Source organism: Bradyrhizobium sp. INPA03-11B (genome assembly GCF_040446015.1).
GTDB lineage: Bacteria > Pseudomonadota > Alphaproteobacteria > Rhizobiales > Xanthobacteraceae > Bradyrhizobium > Bradyrhizobium macuxiense_A.
This window is the reverse complement of sequence record NZ_JASGSR010000157.1, coordinates 1-16,384: the sequence shown is the minus strand read 5'-3', so window position 1 is coordinate 16,384 and position 16,384 is coordinate 1. Positions and strand designations below refer to the sequence as shown.

General features: G+C 65.3%; 15 protein-coding genes. 8 read left to right on the top strand and 7 right to left on the bottom strand.

The annotated features are described in order from the left end of the window. Positions 1-222: 222 nt before the first annotated feature. The 6 genes from QMZ05_RS36750 to QMZ05_RS36725 all read left to right on the top strand — a co-directional run bounded on the left by QMZ05_RS36750 (position 223) and on the right by QMZ05_RS36725 (position 7,092). Positions 223-1,128, top strand: a complete 906-nt coding sequence (locus QMZ05_RS36750; protein ID WP_050424048.1) for a LysR substrate-binding domain-containing protein — start codon at positions 223-225, stop codon at positions 1,126-1,128. Between the two features lie 126 nt (positions 1,129-1,254). Then, positions 1,255-2,196 (top strand): 5-dehydro-4-deoxyglucarate dehydratase, encoded by a 942-nt coding sequence (kdgD, locus tag QMZ05_RS36745; protein WP_353705196.1) that lies wholly within the window; start codon positions 1,255-1,257, stop codon positions 2,194-2,196. Between the two features lie 32 nt (positions 2,197-2,228). Continuing rightward, the gene (gudD, locus tag QMZ05_RS36740; RefSeq protein ID WP_353705195.1) at positions 2,229-3,584 is read left to right on the top strand and encodes a glucarate dehydratase; all 1,356 of its coding nucleotides are present in this window, start codon (positions 2,229-2,231) and stop codon (positions 3,582-3,584) included. Positions 3,585-3,606: 22 nt separating this feature from the next. Continuing rightward, positions 3,607-5,055 carry an aldehyde dehydrogenase family protein gene (locus QMZ05_RS36735; RefSeq protein WP_353705194.1) on the top strand — a complete coding sequence of 483 codons (1,449 nt, stop codon included), beginning with the start codon at positions 3,607-3,609 and terminating at the stop codon, positions 5,053-5,055. Positions 5,056-5,282: 227 nt separating this feature from the next. Next, a complete protein-coding gene (garD, locus tag QMZ05_RS36730) occupies positions 5,283-6,824 on the top strand; it encodes a galactarate dehydratase (protein ID WP_353705193.1) in 1,542 nt (513 codons plus the stop codon). Between the two features lie 97 nt (positions 6,825-6,921). After that, the gene (locus tag QMZ05_RS36725) at positions 6,922-7,092 is read left to right on the top strand and encodes a hypothetical protein (RefSeq protein ID WP_353705192.1); all 171 of its coding nucleotides are present in this window, start codon (positions 6,922-6,924) and stop codon (positions 7,090-7,092) included. 42 nt (positions 7,093-7,134) lie between these two features. Here the strand turns inward: QMZ05_RS36725 and QMZ05_RS36720 are convergent, their stop codons facing one another. Continuing rightward, positions 7,135-8,640, bottom strand: a complete 1,506-nt coding sequence (locus QMZ05_RS36720) for a CHAD domain-containing protein (RefSeq protein WP_353705191.1) — start codon at positions 8,638-8,640, stop codon at positions 7,135-7,137. A gap of 566 nt (positions 8,641-9,206) precedes the next feature. On the opposite strand from QMZ05_RS36720, the gene QMZ05_RS36715 reads away from it, so the two are divergent. Beyond that, on the top strand, positions 9,207-9,383 hold the full coding sequence (locus QMZ05_RS36715; protein WP_353705190.1) for a hypothetical protein: 177 nt from the start codon (positions 9,207-9,209) through the stop codon (positions 9,381-9,383). A 45-nt stretch (positions 9,384-9,428) separates the two neighbouring features. Here QMZ05_RS36715 and QMZ05_RS36710 read toward each other — a convergent pair whose 3' ends face one another. From QMZ05_RS36710 to leuC, 6 genes are read right to left on the bottom strand one after another with little or no spacing between them, the layout of a single operon-like run. Beyond that, the gene (locus tag QMZ05_RS36710) at positions 9,429-10,301 is read right to left on the bottom strand and encodes an ABC transporter permease (RefSeq protein ID WP_353705189.1); all 873 of its coding nucleotides are present in this window, start codon (positions 10,299-10,301) and stop codon (positions 9,429-9,431) included. Then, positions 10,298-11,131: an ABC transporter ATP-binding protein gene (locus QMZ05_RS36705; protein ID WP_353705188.1), complete on the bottom strand. Its 834-nt coding sequence runs from the start codon at positions 11,129-11,131 to the stop codon at positions 10,298-10,300. The genes QMZ05_RS36710 and QMZ05_RS36705 overlap by 4 nt, the downstream gene beginning before the upstream one ends. After that, positions 11,128-12,189: an ABC transporter substrate-binding protein gene (locus QMZ05_RS36700; RefSeq protein ID WP_353705187.1), complete on the bottom strand. Its 1,062-nt coding sequence runs from the start codon at positions 12,187-12,189 to the stop codon at positions 11,128-11,130. Before QMZ05_RS36700 ends, QMZ05_RS36705 begins: the two co-directional genes overlap by 4 nt. Next, entirely contained in the window at positions 12,189-13,322 is a 1,134-nt protein-coding gene (gene leuB, locus QMZ05_RS36695; protein ID WP_353705186.1) for a 3-isopropylmalate dehydrogenase, read from the bottom strand. The genes QMZ05_RS36700 and leuB overlap by 1 nt, the downstream gene beginning before the upstream one ends. Then, positions 13,319-13,954 (bottom strand): 3-isopropylmalate dehydratase small subunit, encoded by a 636-nt coding sequence (leuD, locus tag QMZ05_RS36690; RefSeq protein WP_353705185.1) that lies wholly within the window; start codon positions 13,952-13,954, stop codon positions 13,319-13,321. The genes leuB and leuD overlap by 4 nt, the downstream gene beginning before the upstream one ends. Before the next feature lie 3 nt (positions 13,955-13,957). Then, entirely contained in the window at positions 13,958-15,361 is a 1,404-nt protein-coding gene (gene leuC / locus QMZ05_RS36685; protein WP_353705184.1) for a 3-isopropylmalate dehydratase large subunit, read from the bottom strand. A gap of 145 nt (positions 15,362-15,506) precedes the next feature. Here leuC and QMZ05_RS36680 point away from each other — a divergent pair, with 145 nt between their 5' ends. Further along, positions 15,507-16,286, top strand: coding sequence for a helix-turn-helix domain-containing protein (locus QMZ05_RS36680; RefSeq protein WP_353705183.1), 780 nt, complete (start codon positions 15,507-15,509; stop codon positions 16,284-16,286). Positions 16,287-16,384: the final 98 nt, after the last annotated feature.

Here is a 16,384-nt window from a genome sequence, read left to right as displayed (position 1 = left end):
TATCGACCCGTCATTGCGAGGAGCGACAGCGACGAAGCAATCCATGCTTCCGCATATACCGCGCGATGGATTGCTTCGCTTCGCTCGCAATGACGGGGATGGATTTGGGCACAAACCTCAGAAAACGGCGGCCCCGGCCGCCGTCTTTGTCTTCTTGGCCAGTGGGAGGCATCGATGCTAGAACGTACAAATCCCCGACCGATCCATTCCGGGTTAGCATCGATGTTCGACCTGAGCCAGCTCCGCTGTTTCGTCACGGTGGCCGAAGAACTGCACTTCGGCCGCGCCGCCGCTCGGCTCAACATGACCCAGCCGCCGCTGAGCCGGCAGATCCAGGTACTCGAGCACATCATCGACGCGCCGCTCTTGGAGCGCACCAGCCGCTCGGTGCGGCTGACCCCGGCGGGCCGCAGCTTCCTGCCCGAGGCGCGGCGCATCCTGAAACTCGCGGAGTCTGCCTCCCAGGTCGCGCGCCGCATCGCGCTCGGCAAGACCGGCTCGCTCAAGATCGGCTTCACCGCGGCGGCCGCCTACGGCTTCCTGCCCGATTTGATCGCGGCCGCCCGCTCTCGCCTGCCTGAGGTCGATTTCTCCCTGAAGGAGATGGTCTCCGGCGATCAATTCGAGGCGCTAACCACCGGCCAGATCGATGCCGGCCTGCTGCGCCCACCGATTGCGCGACCGGAATTCGCCAGCCGCCGCGTCGTCGCCGAGCCGCTGCTCGCCGCGATCCCGAAGAAGCATCCGCTGGCAGCAGTCGAGACGATCAGCATCAAGGATTTCGACGACCAGCCCTTCGTGATGTATTCGCCCTATGAGGCGCGCTACTTCCACGACCTCCTGGTGTCGATGTTCACCCGCGCCGACGTGCTGCCGCGCTATGTCCAGCATCTCAGCCAGATCCACTCGATCCTCGCGATGGTGCGCGCCGGGCTCGGCGTCGCGATCGTGCCGGAGGCCGCCGCCAGCCTGAAGATCGCGGACGTCAAGCTGAAGCCGCTGAAGCTGCGCACCCCGGTGCCGGTCGAGCTGTTCATGGTGTGGCGGCGCGATCACGAGAACCAGTTGCTGCCGTCATTGATCGAGATCGCAACCGAAATCGCAGCGCCGCAGCTGCGCGGCGATTGATGCAGAGTTAGCATCGCTCGATACCGCGTTTGGCTTGGACGCGCATCGAACCATTTTCTAGAAACTCCGCCATGGACGCGCGCTGCTCGCGCATCCCTATCCCAACAGCATTCAAGGAGTGGCGCCATGAGCAAGATGACCCCTCGGGAGATGGCCGCGAGAATCGGCGGCGGCCTCCTGTCTTTTCCCGTGACCCCGTTCAACGCGGATTACTCGTTCGACGAGGCGACCTATCGCTCCAACATGGACTGGCTGTGCGGTTATGACGTCGCCGGCCTGTTCGCCGCCGGCGGCACCGGCGAATTCTTCTCGCTGACCCCTGCTGAAGTTCCGCACGTCGTGAAGATCGCGGTCGACGAGACCAAGGGCCGCGTTCCCGTGCTGGCCGGCACCGGTTACGGCACCGCGATCGCGCGCGAGATCGCCGTTGGCGCCGAGAAAGCCGGCGCCGATGGCCTCTTGCTGTTGCCGCCCTATCTCACGCATGCCGAGCAGGACGGCCTTGCCGCCCATGTCGAGGCGGTGTGCTCGTCGGTGAAGATCGGCGTCATCGTCTACAACCGCGACAATGCGATCCTGCAGCCCGATACGCTGGCGCGGCTCTGCGAGCGCTGCCCGAACCTCGTCGGCTACAAGGACGGCATCGGCGACATCGAGCTGATGACCCGCGTCTACACCAAACTCGGCGACCGCCTGACCTATATCGGCGGCCTGCCGACCGCGGAGACCTTCGCGCTGCCCTATCTCGACATGGGCGTCACGACCTATTCGTCGGCCGTGTTCAACTTCGTGCCGGAATTCGCCACCCAATTCTACGCCGCGGTGCGCCGGCGCGATCATCAGACCATCCATGCAGGTCTGAAGGATTTCATCCTGCCGCTGATCGCGATACGCAACCGCAAGAAGGGCTACGCGGTGTCGATCATCAAGGCCGGCATGAAGGTGATCGGCCGCGATTCCGGCCCGGTGCGGCCGCCGCTCACCGATCTTACCGAGCAGGAGATCGCCGAGCTCGCGGCGCTGGTGGCGAAGCTGCCGCAGGCCGCGGCGCAGCAGGCGGCAGAATAAGCCGAACGGCAAAACGACAAAGGGAGGAGCAGATGATTCAAGACACGATCCGCAGCGGCTTTGCCGGCGCCCCCGTCGTCACGGCGATGGAGGTGATCCCGGTCGCCGGACGCGACGGCATGCTCCTCAATCTGAGCGGCGCGCATGCGCCGTTCTTCACCCGCAACCTCGTCATCCTCACCGACAACTCCGGCCACACCGGCGTCGGCGAGGTGCCGGGCGGCGAGAAGATCAGGAAGACGCTGGAAGATGCCCGCGACCTCGTCGTCGGCCAGACCATCGGTGGCTGCAACAACATCCTGGCCTCGATGCGCCAGGCCTTCGCCGACCGCGACGCCGGCGGCCGCGGCAAGCAGACCTTCGACCTCCGCGTCACCATCCACGCGGTGACCGCAGTGGAGTCAGCGCTGCTCGATCTGCTCGGCCAGCATCTCAACCTCCCGGTCGCAGCGCTGCTCGGCGAGGGCCAGCAGCGCGCCGATGTCGAGACGCTCGGCTATCTCTTCTTCGTCGGCGACCGCAGGAAGACCAGCCTGCCTTATGTTGAGGGCGAGACCGGCAAGCCCGATTGGTTCAATTTGCGCCATCAGGTGGCGATGACGCCGGACGCGATCGTGCGCCTCGCCGAGGCGACGCAGGCGCATTACGGCTTCGCCGATTTCAAGCTCAAGGGCGGCGTGCTCGCGGGCGAAGCGGAGATCGAGGCCGTCACGGCCATTGCAAAGCGCTTCCCGAAGGCGCGTGTCACGCTCGACCCGAACGGCGCCTGGTCGCTGGATGAAGCGATCCGGCTCTGCAGCAACATGCATGGCGTGCTCGCCTATGCCGAGGATCCCTGCGGCGCGGAGGCCGGCTTCTCCGGCCGCGAGATCATGGCCGAGTTCCGCCGCGCTACGGGGCTACCGACCGCGACCAACATGATCGCGACCGACTGGCGCCAGCTCTCGCACGCGCTGCGGCTCGGGGCCGTCGACATCCCGCTCGCCGATCCGCATTTCTGGACCATGCAGGGTTCGGTGCGGGTGGCGCAGACCTGCCGCGACAACGGACTGACCTGGGGCTCGCACTCCAACAACCATTTCGACATTTCGCTGGCGATGTTCACCCATGTCGGCGCCGCCGCGCCCGGCAAGGTGACCGCGATCGACACCCACTGGATCTGGCAGGACGGCCAGGCGTTGACCAGGGAGCCGCTGCAGATCAAGGGCGGCAAGATCGCGATCCCGGATCGGCCGGGCCTCGGCATCGAGCTCGATCGCGGTGCCATCGAGGCGGCGAACGCGCTATACAAGCAGCATGGTCTCGGCGCCCGCGACGACGCGCTGGCCATGCAGTTCCTGATCCAGGGGTGGACCTTCGACGACAAGCGTCCCTGCCTCGTGCGCTAACAACAAAAGGTTGGACAGAAAAATGACCGCTCACCAGAAGAACTTCATCGCCGGCGAATGGGTCGACGGAACCAGCATCACGCGGGACATCAACCCCTCCAACACCAAGGACGTGGTCGGCGAATACGCCAAGGCCGACAAGGCGCAGACCGAAAAGGCGATCGCCGCCGCGAAGGCCGCCTTCCCGGCCTGGGCGCGCTCGACGCCGCAGGAGCGCTTTGACGCCCTGACCAAGATCTCCGTTGAAATCCTCGCCCGCAAGGAAGAGCTCGGCCGCCTGCTCGCGCGCGAGGAAGGCAAGACGCTCCCCGAGGGCATCGGCGAGGTGGCGCGCGCCGGGCAGATCTTCGCGTTCTTCGCCGGCGAGGCGCTGCGGCTGATGGGCGAGAAGGGCGCATCGGTGCGCCCGGGCCTCGACGTCGAGATCACCCGCGAGCCGGTCGGCGTCGTCGGCATGATCACGCCCTGGAACTTCCCGATCGCGATCCCGGCGTGGAAGATCGCGCCGGCGCTGTGCTACGGCAACACTGTGGTGTTCAAGCCGGCCGAGCTGGTGCCGGGCTCCGCGCATGCGCTGTCCGAGATCATCGCGCGCTCCGGCATTCCGGCTGGCGTCTTCAACCTCGTGGTCGGCTCGGGCTCGGTGGTCGGCCAGACGCTCCTGGATCATCCCGACGTTGCCGCGATCTCCTTCACCGGCTCGGTGCAGACCGGCCGCAAGATCGCGCAGGCCTGCGTGCTCTCCAATCCGATGAAGAAGTTCCAGCTCGAAATGGGCGGCAAGAATCCGCTGGTCGTGCTCGACGATGCCGACGTCAAGGTCGCGGTCGAGGTCGCCGTCAACGGCGCCTATTTCTCGACCGGCCAGCGCTGCACGGCATCGTCGCGCCTGATCGTCACCGCAGGCATTCATGACCGCTTCGTCGACGCGATGACCGAGCGGATGAAGGGGCTTTCGGTCGATGACGCGCTGAAGAGCGGCGTGCATGTCGGCCCTGTGGTCGACCAGAGCCAGCTCGACCAGGACCTCCGCTACATCAAGATCGGCCAGGACGAAGGCGCCCGCCTGCATTGGGGCGGCGAGCTGCTGAACCGCGAGACGCCCGGCTTCTATCTGCAGCCGGCGCTGTTCACCGGGACAACCAACCAGATGCGCATCGCCCGCGAAGAGATCTTCGGCCCGGTCGCCTGCGTGATCCGCGCCAAGGATTATGAGGAGGCGCTCGCGATCTCCAACGACACCGAGTTCGGCCTCGCCTCGGGCATCTGCACCACAAGCCTGAAATACGCCTCGCATTACAAGCGCAACAGCGAGGCCGGCATGGTGATGGTCAACCTGCCGACTGCCGGCGTCGACTACCACGTGCCGTTCGGCGGCCGCAAAGGCTCGAGCTACGGCGCACGCGAACAAGGCGCCTACGCGCGCGAGTTCTACACCACGGTCAAGACGGCCTACACGTTCCCGGGTTGAAGATGGATTTGCGTCTGTCTTCGCGACGGAAGGGCTCACCTCTCCCCTTGTGGGAGAGGTCGGAACGCATCGTCAGATGCGTTCCGGGTGAGGGGTTACGCCCTCTCGTGGGACCTGTACGCCCTCACCCGCGCCTTCGGCGCGACCTCTCCCCGATGGGGAGAGGTCGGAGTTCGCAGCTCCGCCTGATTCATCAACGAACCCTTTACTCGTGAGGAGCGTAGCGCATGGACCAGTCGATCGGCGCGCAGGAGCAGCCCCGCTACATCAAGCTCAACGCGCGCGACAATGTCGCGATCGTCGTGAATGATTTCGGCTTGCCGGCCGGCTCCCGCTTCGCCTGCGGCCTGACCTTGCGCGCCTTCGTGCCGCAAGGCCACAAGACTGCGCTGAAGGACATCGCCGAGGGCGCGCCGATCATCCGCTACGGCGAGGTGATCGGCCATGCGCTGTCGCCGATCCTCGCCGGCGAATGGGTCGACGAGGCCCGCATCCGCATGCCCGACGCGCCGCCGCTCGATCAACTCGAGATCGCAACCGCGGTGCCGCCGACGCTGCCACCGCTCGAGGGTTTCACCTTCGAGGGCTTTCGCAATCCCGACGGCTCGGTCGGCACCAAGAATATCCTCGGCATCTCTTCGTCCGTGCAATGCGTCAAGGGCACGATGGAATATGCGGTGAAGCGCATCCGCGCCGAGCTGCTGCCGAAATATCCCAATGTCGACGACGTCGTGCCGCTGACCCATGCCTATGGCTGCGGCGTCGCGATCACGGCGCCCGATGCCGTGGTGCCGATCCGCACCCTGCAGAACCTCGCGCTCAATCCGAATTTCGGCGGCGAGATCCTCGTCGTCGGGCTCGGCTGCGAGAAGCTCGCGCCGGAACGGCTGGTACCGGAGGGCATCAATGACGCCATCGTGCGGATGCAGGACGAAGCCTTTGACGGCTTCGGCGCCATCGTCGAGGCCATCATGACCCAGGCCGAGGCCCGGCTGAAAGTGCTCAACGCCCGCAAGCGCGAGACCTGCCCGGCCGGCGATCTCGTGATCGGCCTGCAATGCGGCGGCAGCGATGCGTTCTCCGGCGTCACCGCGAACCCCGCCGTCGGCTTTGCTGCCGACCTCTTGGTTCGCGCCGGCGCCACTGTGATGTTCTCGGAAGTGACCGAGGTGCGCGACGCGATCCAGCTGCTGACCCGCCGCGCGGTCAACGAGGACGTCGGCCGCGCGCTGATCCGCGAGATGGCCTGGTACGACGCCTATCTCGCCCGCGGCGGCGCTGACCGCAGCGCCAACACCACGCCGGGCAACAAGAAGGGCGGGCTCGCCAACATCGTCGAGAAGTCACTCGGCTCGATCGTCAAGTCGGGCTCCGGCCCGATCGCGGGCGTGCTGTCGCCGGGCGAGAAGGCGCGGCAGAAGGGCATGCTGTTTGCGGCCACACCTGCCAGCGACTTCATCTGCGGCACCTTGCAGCTCGCCTCCGGCATGACCTTGCAGGTATTCACCACCGGCCGCGGCACGCCCTACGGCCTTGCCGCCGCGCCGGTGATCAAGGTCGCCACCCGCAGCGAGCTCGCACGGCGCTGGAAGGACCTGATCGATTTCGACGCCGGCTGCATCGCGACCGGCGAGAAGACCATCGAGGAGACCGGCTGGGACCTGTTCCGCCTGATCCTCGACGTCGCGAGCGGCCGCACCAAGCCGTGGTCGGACAAGTGGGGCATCCACAACGACCTGACGCTGTTCAATCCGGCGCCGGTGACTTAAGCGCACCCGGATCCCGGATTAACCGCCTGTTAGCCACGTCCTCACTGGCCCGGGAACGTCGCAATTCGATTCAAATTGTCTGGGCATGGAGGCAGCCATGAGCCGGACATTCGACGATCTCAAGGACAAGGCCGACCGCGCTGAGCGGCTGGTACGGACGGGTTTGGACCCGCTGACCGCCGAGCGGCTGCGGGCATTCGCCGAGGAATGCCGCCGTCAGATGGCAGCGACCGAGCGGGACGAGCCCGGCGCACCACACGCCACGTGACACATCGCTTCATAGGAAAGCCGCGACGAGACGGTGCATGCCCTAAAACGGCTTCAGTCCGCGCACTTCCTGCGCGGCGATCTTGATCAGCGGCTTGACCGCCTGCTCCTCGCGGCCCAGCACCACGCCGGACGCGAATGCACGGTCGCGTTCCCTGCGATGCGGCGCCTTGAGCGCGGCGTCGACCGCCAGCTTGCGATGCGCGACGAAATCGTTGAGCGAACCGAGCGCATCCTGGATCCGCTTCAGCTGCTTTGACAGCCGCTTGAGCTGCTTCCGCTCGTGCTTACCCGCGAACAGACTCTCAAAGAAGTCGATGGCGTATCTGATCTTCTTGGCCCTGATGCGCACTTTGTGCCGCTGCCGGGCCGACAGCTCGTCGATATGGCGGCCGTCCTTGCGCAGCTTCCCGATCCGGCGATGCAGCAGCGCGGCGGCGAACTCGCCGATCGGGCCGCCTTCGTCCTCGACCGCGATCGTCTGCTTTGCTTCGATCCATTGCATGGTATCGATCAGCATCGACCGGTAATGCTGCGAATCGACCGCCTGCCTCGCGCGCGCGAATGCCCGGTCGCGGCGGACGGAGAACTCCTGCCGGATCGCCCTGCCGCCCCGTCGCAACAGCGCATCATGCGACGCAGGCTCGATATCTTCCTTGACGAACACGTCCAACTCGCGTGCCGGCGCGAGCGCGCTGGTCAGCCACTTCAACTGCGTGTTGACCTCTTCGGTCGAAGCCTTGGGCAGGATCTTCGAGAACAACGAGATCGCGGCGCGCAGCCGCCGCAGGCCGACCCGCATCTGGTGAACACCTTCGTGCTCTCCCTCGCGGACCGCATCCGCATTCGACGAGAAGTGACGGAACGTTGAACGCGCGATTACCCGAAAGGCTTCGCCTGCCGTGAACTCGGAATCAAGCACGACACTCTCGGCGGAGACGGAGCCACGCTGATCATGATCTGCCAGTTCATACCCACGCTCGGCCTTCGAGCAGAGATCGAGTTCAGCGCCGGACCGCCGCTCCAGCGCCCTGGCAACCCGGAACAGATCGAGCACCCGCCCGCTCTTCAGCTCGAGCTCGACCTCCCGGATCGGACGGGACCGATGGCCAGCTGTCGTGCGACCGCGATCGATGGCAAGCTCGATCTCGCTGCGCTTGGTCCGAAGCGGCACTGTGATGCGCTGCACCGATGTCTCGAACACCGGCTTCAGCTTGCGGCGCAGCCTGCCCGACGCGAACTCCTCGAGCGGCGTGCCCTCGGCCTTTTCGAGGTCGAACGCGTCATCCCTGAGCTCGCTCTCCCATTCACCGCGCGCAAACTGTGGACCCGCGCCGGACTTGATCGTCTGAACATAGTCGTGGCCATCATAGCGCACGCGCAGTGTCAGCCCATGCCGTTTCAGCTTTTGCTTCGCGGTATCAAAATAGGTTGAGACGAGATCGCTCGTTGAAGGCTCGCCGGTCTTGGCGCCGGCGATCCGCGGCTTCTCCAGCGCCTTGAGCTTGCGCCCGGGAACGCGAAATTTGAGCTCTGTCTCGGCAGCCATTGCCTCTCCACGGATAAACCATCGCGATCACGCGACAAGCAAAAGTCCGCCGCGACGGGATCGCAGCGGACTTTTGATCACACGCCCGTTCAACTATTAGTCGTCGTCGTCGTGAATCACGGTCTTGCTGCTCGCCGAACTCATCCCGCTTCTTGATGACCGTGGTCCGGTCGCTGCGCGGCTCACGCTCCCTGATCACCGTGGTACGGTCACGATCGCGGTCGCGATACTCGGGGCCCGGCCCACCATCACGCCGGCGCCAACCGGACCTACGCGGACACCGACATCGTCGGCGAACACAGGCGATGCGATCGCGGTCACCATGGCCGCGGCGAGCAGATACTTCCTTATGACGTCTCTTCTCCAGTTTCGACGTGAAGAACGAACGCTGGCTGCGACCATACTGTTCCTATGCTGGCTGTGCTGCATATGCTCACGCGCAAATACGGAACATTGCGCAGGGAACTCGGTGAACAGACATTCACCTGTGTGGCGAAATGATCATGTTCCACGCGTTGAATAGCCTGATTTGCTGTCCCACGTCCTCATTAACAGGAGGACGTTCCATGAAGCAATCACAGCACTTCCTCGACAATGCCGAGAACTGCGCGCAGCTAGCCGAACGCGCCGATGACGAGCCGACCTATAATCGCTTCAAGCGAATGGAAGCAGCCTGGCGCGCGCTGGCCATCGAACAGGATTGGCTCGACGGCAAGACCTCGCCGGCGCAGACCGCAGCGTGAACCGGAGGCCCGTGGCGGCGGATGCAGCGCCGCCACGACCCTCGCCTATTCGGCGCTGCGCTGCCGCTGCCAGCGCAAGAGGTAGGCCTGCAGCCGCCAGATGATCGCCGACAGCACGACGCCGACCAGCATCAGCACCACCACCGCGACCATCATGCCGGAGGCCTCGCCGCGGGCCTCCGACTCGATGATCAGACGGCCGATGCCGCGCTCGGCGCCGATGAATTCGCCGACGATCACGCCGATCAGCGCAAAGGAGATCGCAGGCGTCAGCGAGGCGAACACCCAGGCCATGGTGGAGGGGATCACCACCGTGCGGGTGATCTGCCACTCGCTGGCGCCAAGCAGTCGCGCGGCGTTGGTGAAACCCTCGTCGATCGAGCGCGCGCCTTCAAACGTGTTGAAGAACACCAGGAACACCACGACGATCCACGACGTCACGATCTTCGACATGTCGCCGATCCCGAACGCCAGCACGATGATCGGCGCCAGCGCGATCCGCGGGATCGAATTCACCGCGGTAATGAAGGGCTGAAAGATCGCGCTCAGGCGATCGGATCGTCCGAGGATCAGCCCGGCGGCGAAGCCGCTGACCACGCCGGTGACGAAGCCGAAAAAGGTGTTCTTCAGCGTGATCGCCGTTGCCGCCCAGAGATTGTTCTCGTTGCGCGCCAGGCATTTGCCGAAATCGCCGTTGAACCAGCCGTTGAACGCGCCGAGCTTCGAGGTCAGGCAGCTCTGGATCAGGAAATTGTCGAAGATCATCGACGGCTTCGAGATGAAATAGGGATCGAGCAGATCGGGCACCAGCCACGGCAGCTTGGTGCGCAGGTCATAGCCCCATTGCCAGACCGACAGCACGACGGCGCAGATCAGGACCTGCCAGCCGACGGTGCCGAGCGTGCCGTACCGCTTCATGTGCTGCGGCCCTTGACGAATTCCTCGCCGAGCGAATGCCAGATGTGCTGGAACAGCTCGGCATAATGCGGTGTCTCGCGCACCTTCACCGCGTCACGCGGGCGGTCGAAATCGACGGTGAACATGTCCTTGATCCGGCCCGGCCGCGCCGAGAACAGGATGATGCGGTCGGCCAGCGTCAGCGCCTCGCCGAGATCATGGGTCACGAACAGCACGGTCTGCTGCTCGCGCTCCCAGATCCGCAGCAGCACCTCGTGCATGTCGATCTTGGTGTGGGTGTCGAGCGCGCCGAACGGCTCATCCATCAGCAGGATCTGCGGCTCGACGATCAGGGTCCGCATCAGCGCCGCGCGCTGCCGCATGCCCCCCGACAATGCCGACGGATAGGCGTGCTCAAATCCCTTGAGCCCCGCCTGCGCGACGCATTCCGCGATACGCTGCTTCCGTTCAGATACCGGAACGCCTGACAGCTCGAGCCCATAGCCGATATTGTCGCCGACGGTTCGCCACGGAAACAGCGTGTCGCGCTGGAAGACGTAACCGACATTGGGTGTCGCCTTGCCGGCGACGACGCGCTTGCCGTCGATCAGGATCTCGCCGCCGGTGGGGCGGATCAGCGAGGCGATCATGTTGAGCACGGTGCTCTTGCCCGAGCCCGACGGCCCGAGCAGCGCGACGAACTCGCCGCGGCGCACGTCGAAACTGACGTCGCGCACGGCCTCGATCGTGGTCTTGGCAAGCTGGAACGACTTGCTCAAGCCCTTGACCTCGACGCGGCGCTCGGCCGAGGCGCGCGGCGATGTGGTTACGCCCGTCTCGAGCGCACTCAACCCGGATAGGCCTTTCGCGCCGCGTCGATGAGGTTGGAGTTGACCACATCCGCAATCTTGAGCGGCTTGATGCCGGTCATCTCGCGGAACCAGACCTTCTCGCCGCGCGCGAAGCTCGCGGCATCGACCGAACCCTCATAATCCGCGACCTTCTGGATCGCGGTGATCTCCAGCAGATTGGCGTCGCGCGAGGTGCTGCCGACATAGGGCTCGATGGCGTCGTAGACCTCGGTCGGCTTGTGCGCCTTGATCCATTGCGAGGCGCGCCACAGCGCCGTGACATAGGCCTGCATCTTGGCCGGATCCTTGTCGATGGTGGCCTGCAGCGTGAAGTGCGCGGTGACCGGGACCTTGCCGCCGATATGCTTGTTCCAGATCGCTTCATCAGTGCCGTCGAACAGCAATTCGCCCCAGCCCTGCTGCTGCGCCTCGTTCAACAGCGACAGCGAGCTGACGAGGATGTCGACCTGCTTCGACTTCAGCGACCCCAGCATGGTGTCGACATTGCCGGTGCCGATCCAGGTCACCTTGTCGTCGAGCCCCATGGTTTCCATGTAGTAGGACGCCCAGACATGGTTGGTGCCGCCGAGCGAGGACACCGAGACGATCGGCTTGCGGCCGTCGGGCCGCTTCCACTGCGTGAACGCCTCCAGCGAGTTGATGCCCTGGTCCTTCAAATCCTTGCGCAGGATGAACATCACCGAGTTCGACCTTGTGTCGACCGGAAGCAGCACGCGCGCGGCGCGGCCGTGATTGGTCAGCTGCATCGGGTGGGTGACGTCGCCGATGCCGATGTCGCCCTGCGACGAGGCGATGATCTCGCGGGTCTTCACGCCGCTGCCGCCCTGCACCAGCTTGCAGTCGAGCCCGGCTTCCTTGAAATAGCCGATACGGTCCGCGACGAATTGCGTCTGATAGACCGGCACCGCGACCGGATAGATCGCGCGGCCGGTGGCCGCCTGCGCCCATGCCCGCCCGGTCGCCAACGCCGCGCTACCCGCGGCGATCACCGTCAGGGCCGATCGCCTCGAAATGTAGGGCATGGCGACATCTGCCATCACGCGTGCTCCTTGGCCGAGATCTTGTCGAGCGCGCTGAGCACCGCATCGCCCATCTGGGCGGTCGACAGCCTCTTCGCACCGGCTTCCGCAATATCCGCCGTTCGGGCACCGGATGCCAGCGCGGTCTGCACCGCCTGCTCCAGCAAATCCGCATCCTCGGGCCGGTTCAAGGTCAGCCGCAGCAGCATCGCGACGCTGAGGATCGAGCCGAGCGGATTGGCGATGCCCTTGCCCGCGATATCGGGCGCGCTGCCATGCACCGGCTCGTAGAGCGCCTTGCGGCGGCCGAAGCGGTCGACAGGGCCGAGCGAGGCCGACGGCAGCATGCCGAGCGAGCCCGAAGCCATCGCCGCACAATCCGACAGGATGTCGCCGAAGATGTTGCCGGTCACCATCACGTCGAACTGCCGCGGCTCGCGCACGATCTGCATCGCGGCGTTGTCGACATAGAGATGGGTCAGCTCGACGTCGGAGAATTCCTCCTTGTGCAGCCTGATCACCTCCTCGCGCCAGACCACGCTGGTCTCCAGCACATTGGCCTTGTCGACCGAGCAGACCTTGTTGCGCCGGGTCCGCGCCAGCTCGAACGCCGAGCGCGCCACGCGGCGGATCTGGTTGGTCGTGTATTGTTCGGTGTTGAAGCCGCGGCGCTGGCCGTCGGGCAAGGTCTCGATGCCGCGCGGCTCGCCAAAATAGATGCCGCTGGTCAGTTCGCGGATGATGACGAAGTCGACGCCTTCGAGCACTTCGGGCTTCAGCGGCGCCGACGCAGAGAGCGCCGGGCTCGCCATGATCGGCCTCAAGTTCGCGTAGAGATCGTATTTGCTGCGCAGCCCCAGCAGGCTGCCCGCCTTGCGTGCGGCCGCGGGCACTTCAGTGGTCTCGGGCCCGCCGGTCGCGCCCCACAGGATGGCGTCGGCCTCGTCCATCGCTTCCGCGGTGTCTTCGGGCAGCACCTTGCCGGTCGCCAGATACGGGATCAGGCCGTACTGCGCCTCGCGCAGGGTCATCGGCACGTTGCGCTTGGCCGTGAACCAGTCGAGCACGCGGCGCGACTGCGCGGTGACCTCGGGGCCAATGCCCTCGCCGCCGACCACGGCGACCTTGACCATGTTGGATTGCGTGCTCATGCGGATATCCTTGTCGAATGAATCCAGGGCCGCGCCGCGCGGTCGGAAGCCTGGAAGGCGTGGATCTCGTCGTCGCGCTGCAATGTCAGCGCCACCTCGTCGAGCCCCTTCAGAAGCCCTTCGCGCCGCCGCGGATCGATCTCGAACGAATGCCGCGCGCCGGACGGCGACACGATGGTTTGCGCCTCCAGGTCGATCGAGACCTTGCCGGCGCCCTGCGTCGCCTCGATATCGGCGGCGAGCTGATCGACCACCGCCTTGTCGACGATGACAGGCAGGATCCCATTCTGGAAGCAGTTGGCGAAGAAGATGTCGCCGAAGCCGGAGCCGACGATGGCGCGGATGCCGCGCTCCTGCAGCGACCACACCGCGCCCTCGCGCGACGAGCCGCAGCCGAAGTTCGGTCCGGTCACCAGGATCTCGGCCTCGCGATACGGCTCGCGGTTGAGGATGAAATCCGGATTCTCCGAGCCGTCGGGCAGATAGCGCAGCGAGCCGAACGCCCATTTGCCGAGCGTGCCACGGATCGAATTGCCGACCAGCCGCTCGATGCGGATGATCACGTCGGTGTCGATATTGCTGCGCATGATCGGCGCGGCGGTTGCGGTGAGCTTGTCGAACGGTTTCGGCATCGTCTAGCGCCCCATCATCCTGACGTCGGCGATCGCGCCGGCAATAGCCGAGGCCGCCGCGCTCGCAGGGCTCGCCAGATGCGTCCGCGCCCGCGGCCCCTGCCGGCCGACGAAGTTGCGGTTCGAGGTCGAGACCGAGCGCTGCCCCGGCGCCACCACCTCGCCATTGGCGGCAAGGCACATCGAGCAGCCCGGCTCGCGCCATTCGAAGCCGGCCTCGATGAAGATCTTGTCGAGCCCTTCGGCAACCGCCTCGCGCTTGACGTTTTCCGAACCCGGCACCACCCAGGCGCGGACCCCGGCCGCGACCTTGCGGCCGCGCGCGACCTCGGCCGCAGCGCGCAGATCGCTTAAGCGACTGTTGGTGCAGGAGCCGATGAACACCCAATCGACCGGCGTGCCGGCGATCGGAGCACCGCCTTGCAGGCCCATATACTCCAGCGCGGTCTCGACCGCCGCGCGCCGTGCGGGATCGTCGATCGCCTTCGGGTCTGGAATGATGCCGTCGACGCCGACGACGTGCTCGGGGCTGATGCCCCAGGTCACCTGCGGGATGATCTTCTCGACATCGATCACGACCTCGCGGTCGAACACCGCATCGGGATCGCTCGGCAACTCGCGCCATGCCTTGACCGCGCGATCCCACATCTCGCCCTGCGGCGCGTAGGGGCGGCCGCGCAGGAATTCGAAGGTCTTCTCGTCGGGCGCCACCATGCCCATCTTGGCGCCGAGCTCGATCGAGAGGTTGCAGATCGTGAGCCGTCCCTCGATCGGCAGCGCGCGGATCGCGCTGCCGGCATATTCGACGGCGTAGCCGGTGCCGCCGGCCGCGCCGATCTGCCCGATCAGCGCCAGGATCATGTCCTTGGCAGTGACGCCGAGCGGCAACTTGCCTTCGAAGCGCGCGCGCATCGTCTTCGGACGGCGCTGGATCAACGCTTGCGTCGCCAGCACATGGGTGAGCTCGCTCGATCCGATGCCGAAGGCGAGCGCGCCCAAGCCGCCATGGGTGCAGGTGTGGCTGTCGCCACAGACGATCGTCGCACCCGGCAGGCTCAAGCCGAGTTCGGGTCCGATGACATGGACGATGCCCTGGCCGGGCTGGTCGACATCGAACAGCGTGATGCCGCTCGCCGCGGTCTCGACCCGCAACGCGGCGAGCAATTCCTGTCCGATCTTGCTGGTCCCGGCGCGGCCGGGCGCCGTCGACAATGCGTGATCCGGCGTCGCAAACGTCAGTTCGGGATTGTGAACCTTGAGGCCACGACTCTTGAGATCGAGCAGGCCGCGCGAGCCGCCTAGATCGTGCAGCAGATGGCGATCGATATGAAGGAGATCCGTGTCCTCGCTCAAACGGGCGATGACATGCTGGTCCCAGATCTTCTCGAGCAAACTTCGGCCGGGCATCCGCCTTCCCCTGCTCTCTGCGTTTCCATGCGACTTGATCTAATTGGCGCCAATCTGTGCCAAAGTTGTCGTCAAGTGAAGCAGTTTGGGCCTAACATCACATATGTGATGGAGGCGCGGTACCTGCCCCGCCGCGGAGACAGCCATGCCGAACGCGAATAAGACGGCGATTGTCAAATCGGCCATGCGGGTGTTTGCAGTTCTGGAGTTCTTTCGGGAAACCAAGCGGGCTGCTTCCGTGACTGAAATAGCTTCCGCGCTGGCGATGCCCCAATCGAGCACGTCAGTGTTGCTCCGCACTCTCGTTGAATTGAACTACCTCGAATACGAGCGAAAGACCCGGCGCTTCATCCCGAGCTACCGGGTCAATCTGCTGGGTGACTGGATTCGCCGTTCTCCGTTCCGTGACAAAAAGCTCACCGATCTGATGGAGGAGCTCTGGACCGCAACCGGCGGCGAAACCGTCATGCTTGGGCAACAGGCCGGCGCCGCCGGGATGCAATATCTGCACGTTGTCCCCGGCGGCTCTCAGCTTCAGTACACCGCGCATGCCGGTCAAATACGACCGATGGTTCGGACCGCGCTCGGACACGTGCTGCTGAGCCAAATGCCGAACACCAGGATTCGCGGCATTATCCGTCGCAACAACGCTGAGGAGCCGAACCAGCCGGCGCGCGTTCGCGAAGCGGCCTTTCTCGAGGAGGTCGAGCGCATTCGCCGTCGCGGCTTTTCCGAGTCAGGCGGCCGCACGACGCCGGGCGCAAGCACCATAGGCATGCTTGTTCCCCTGCCAAAGCGACGCGCTCCGCTCGCGATCGGCATCGGCGGACCAATCGAACGAATTGCGGCAAAGCGCGAGCATATCATTGAAGTCATGCAGAGCCGGCTGAAAGCACTGACCGGCGAAGCCAGGTCGAACGCTTGACGCATCGTGCGGATGACAGAACCGTAGATGGGGTAACGGGCCGGCCGCCCGCTCGCTACGGCGCGATATAGAAGCGCGCTCGCGAGCGGCCTGTTGGT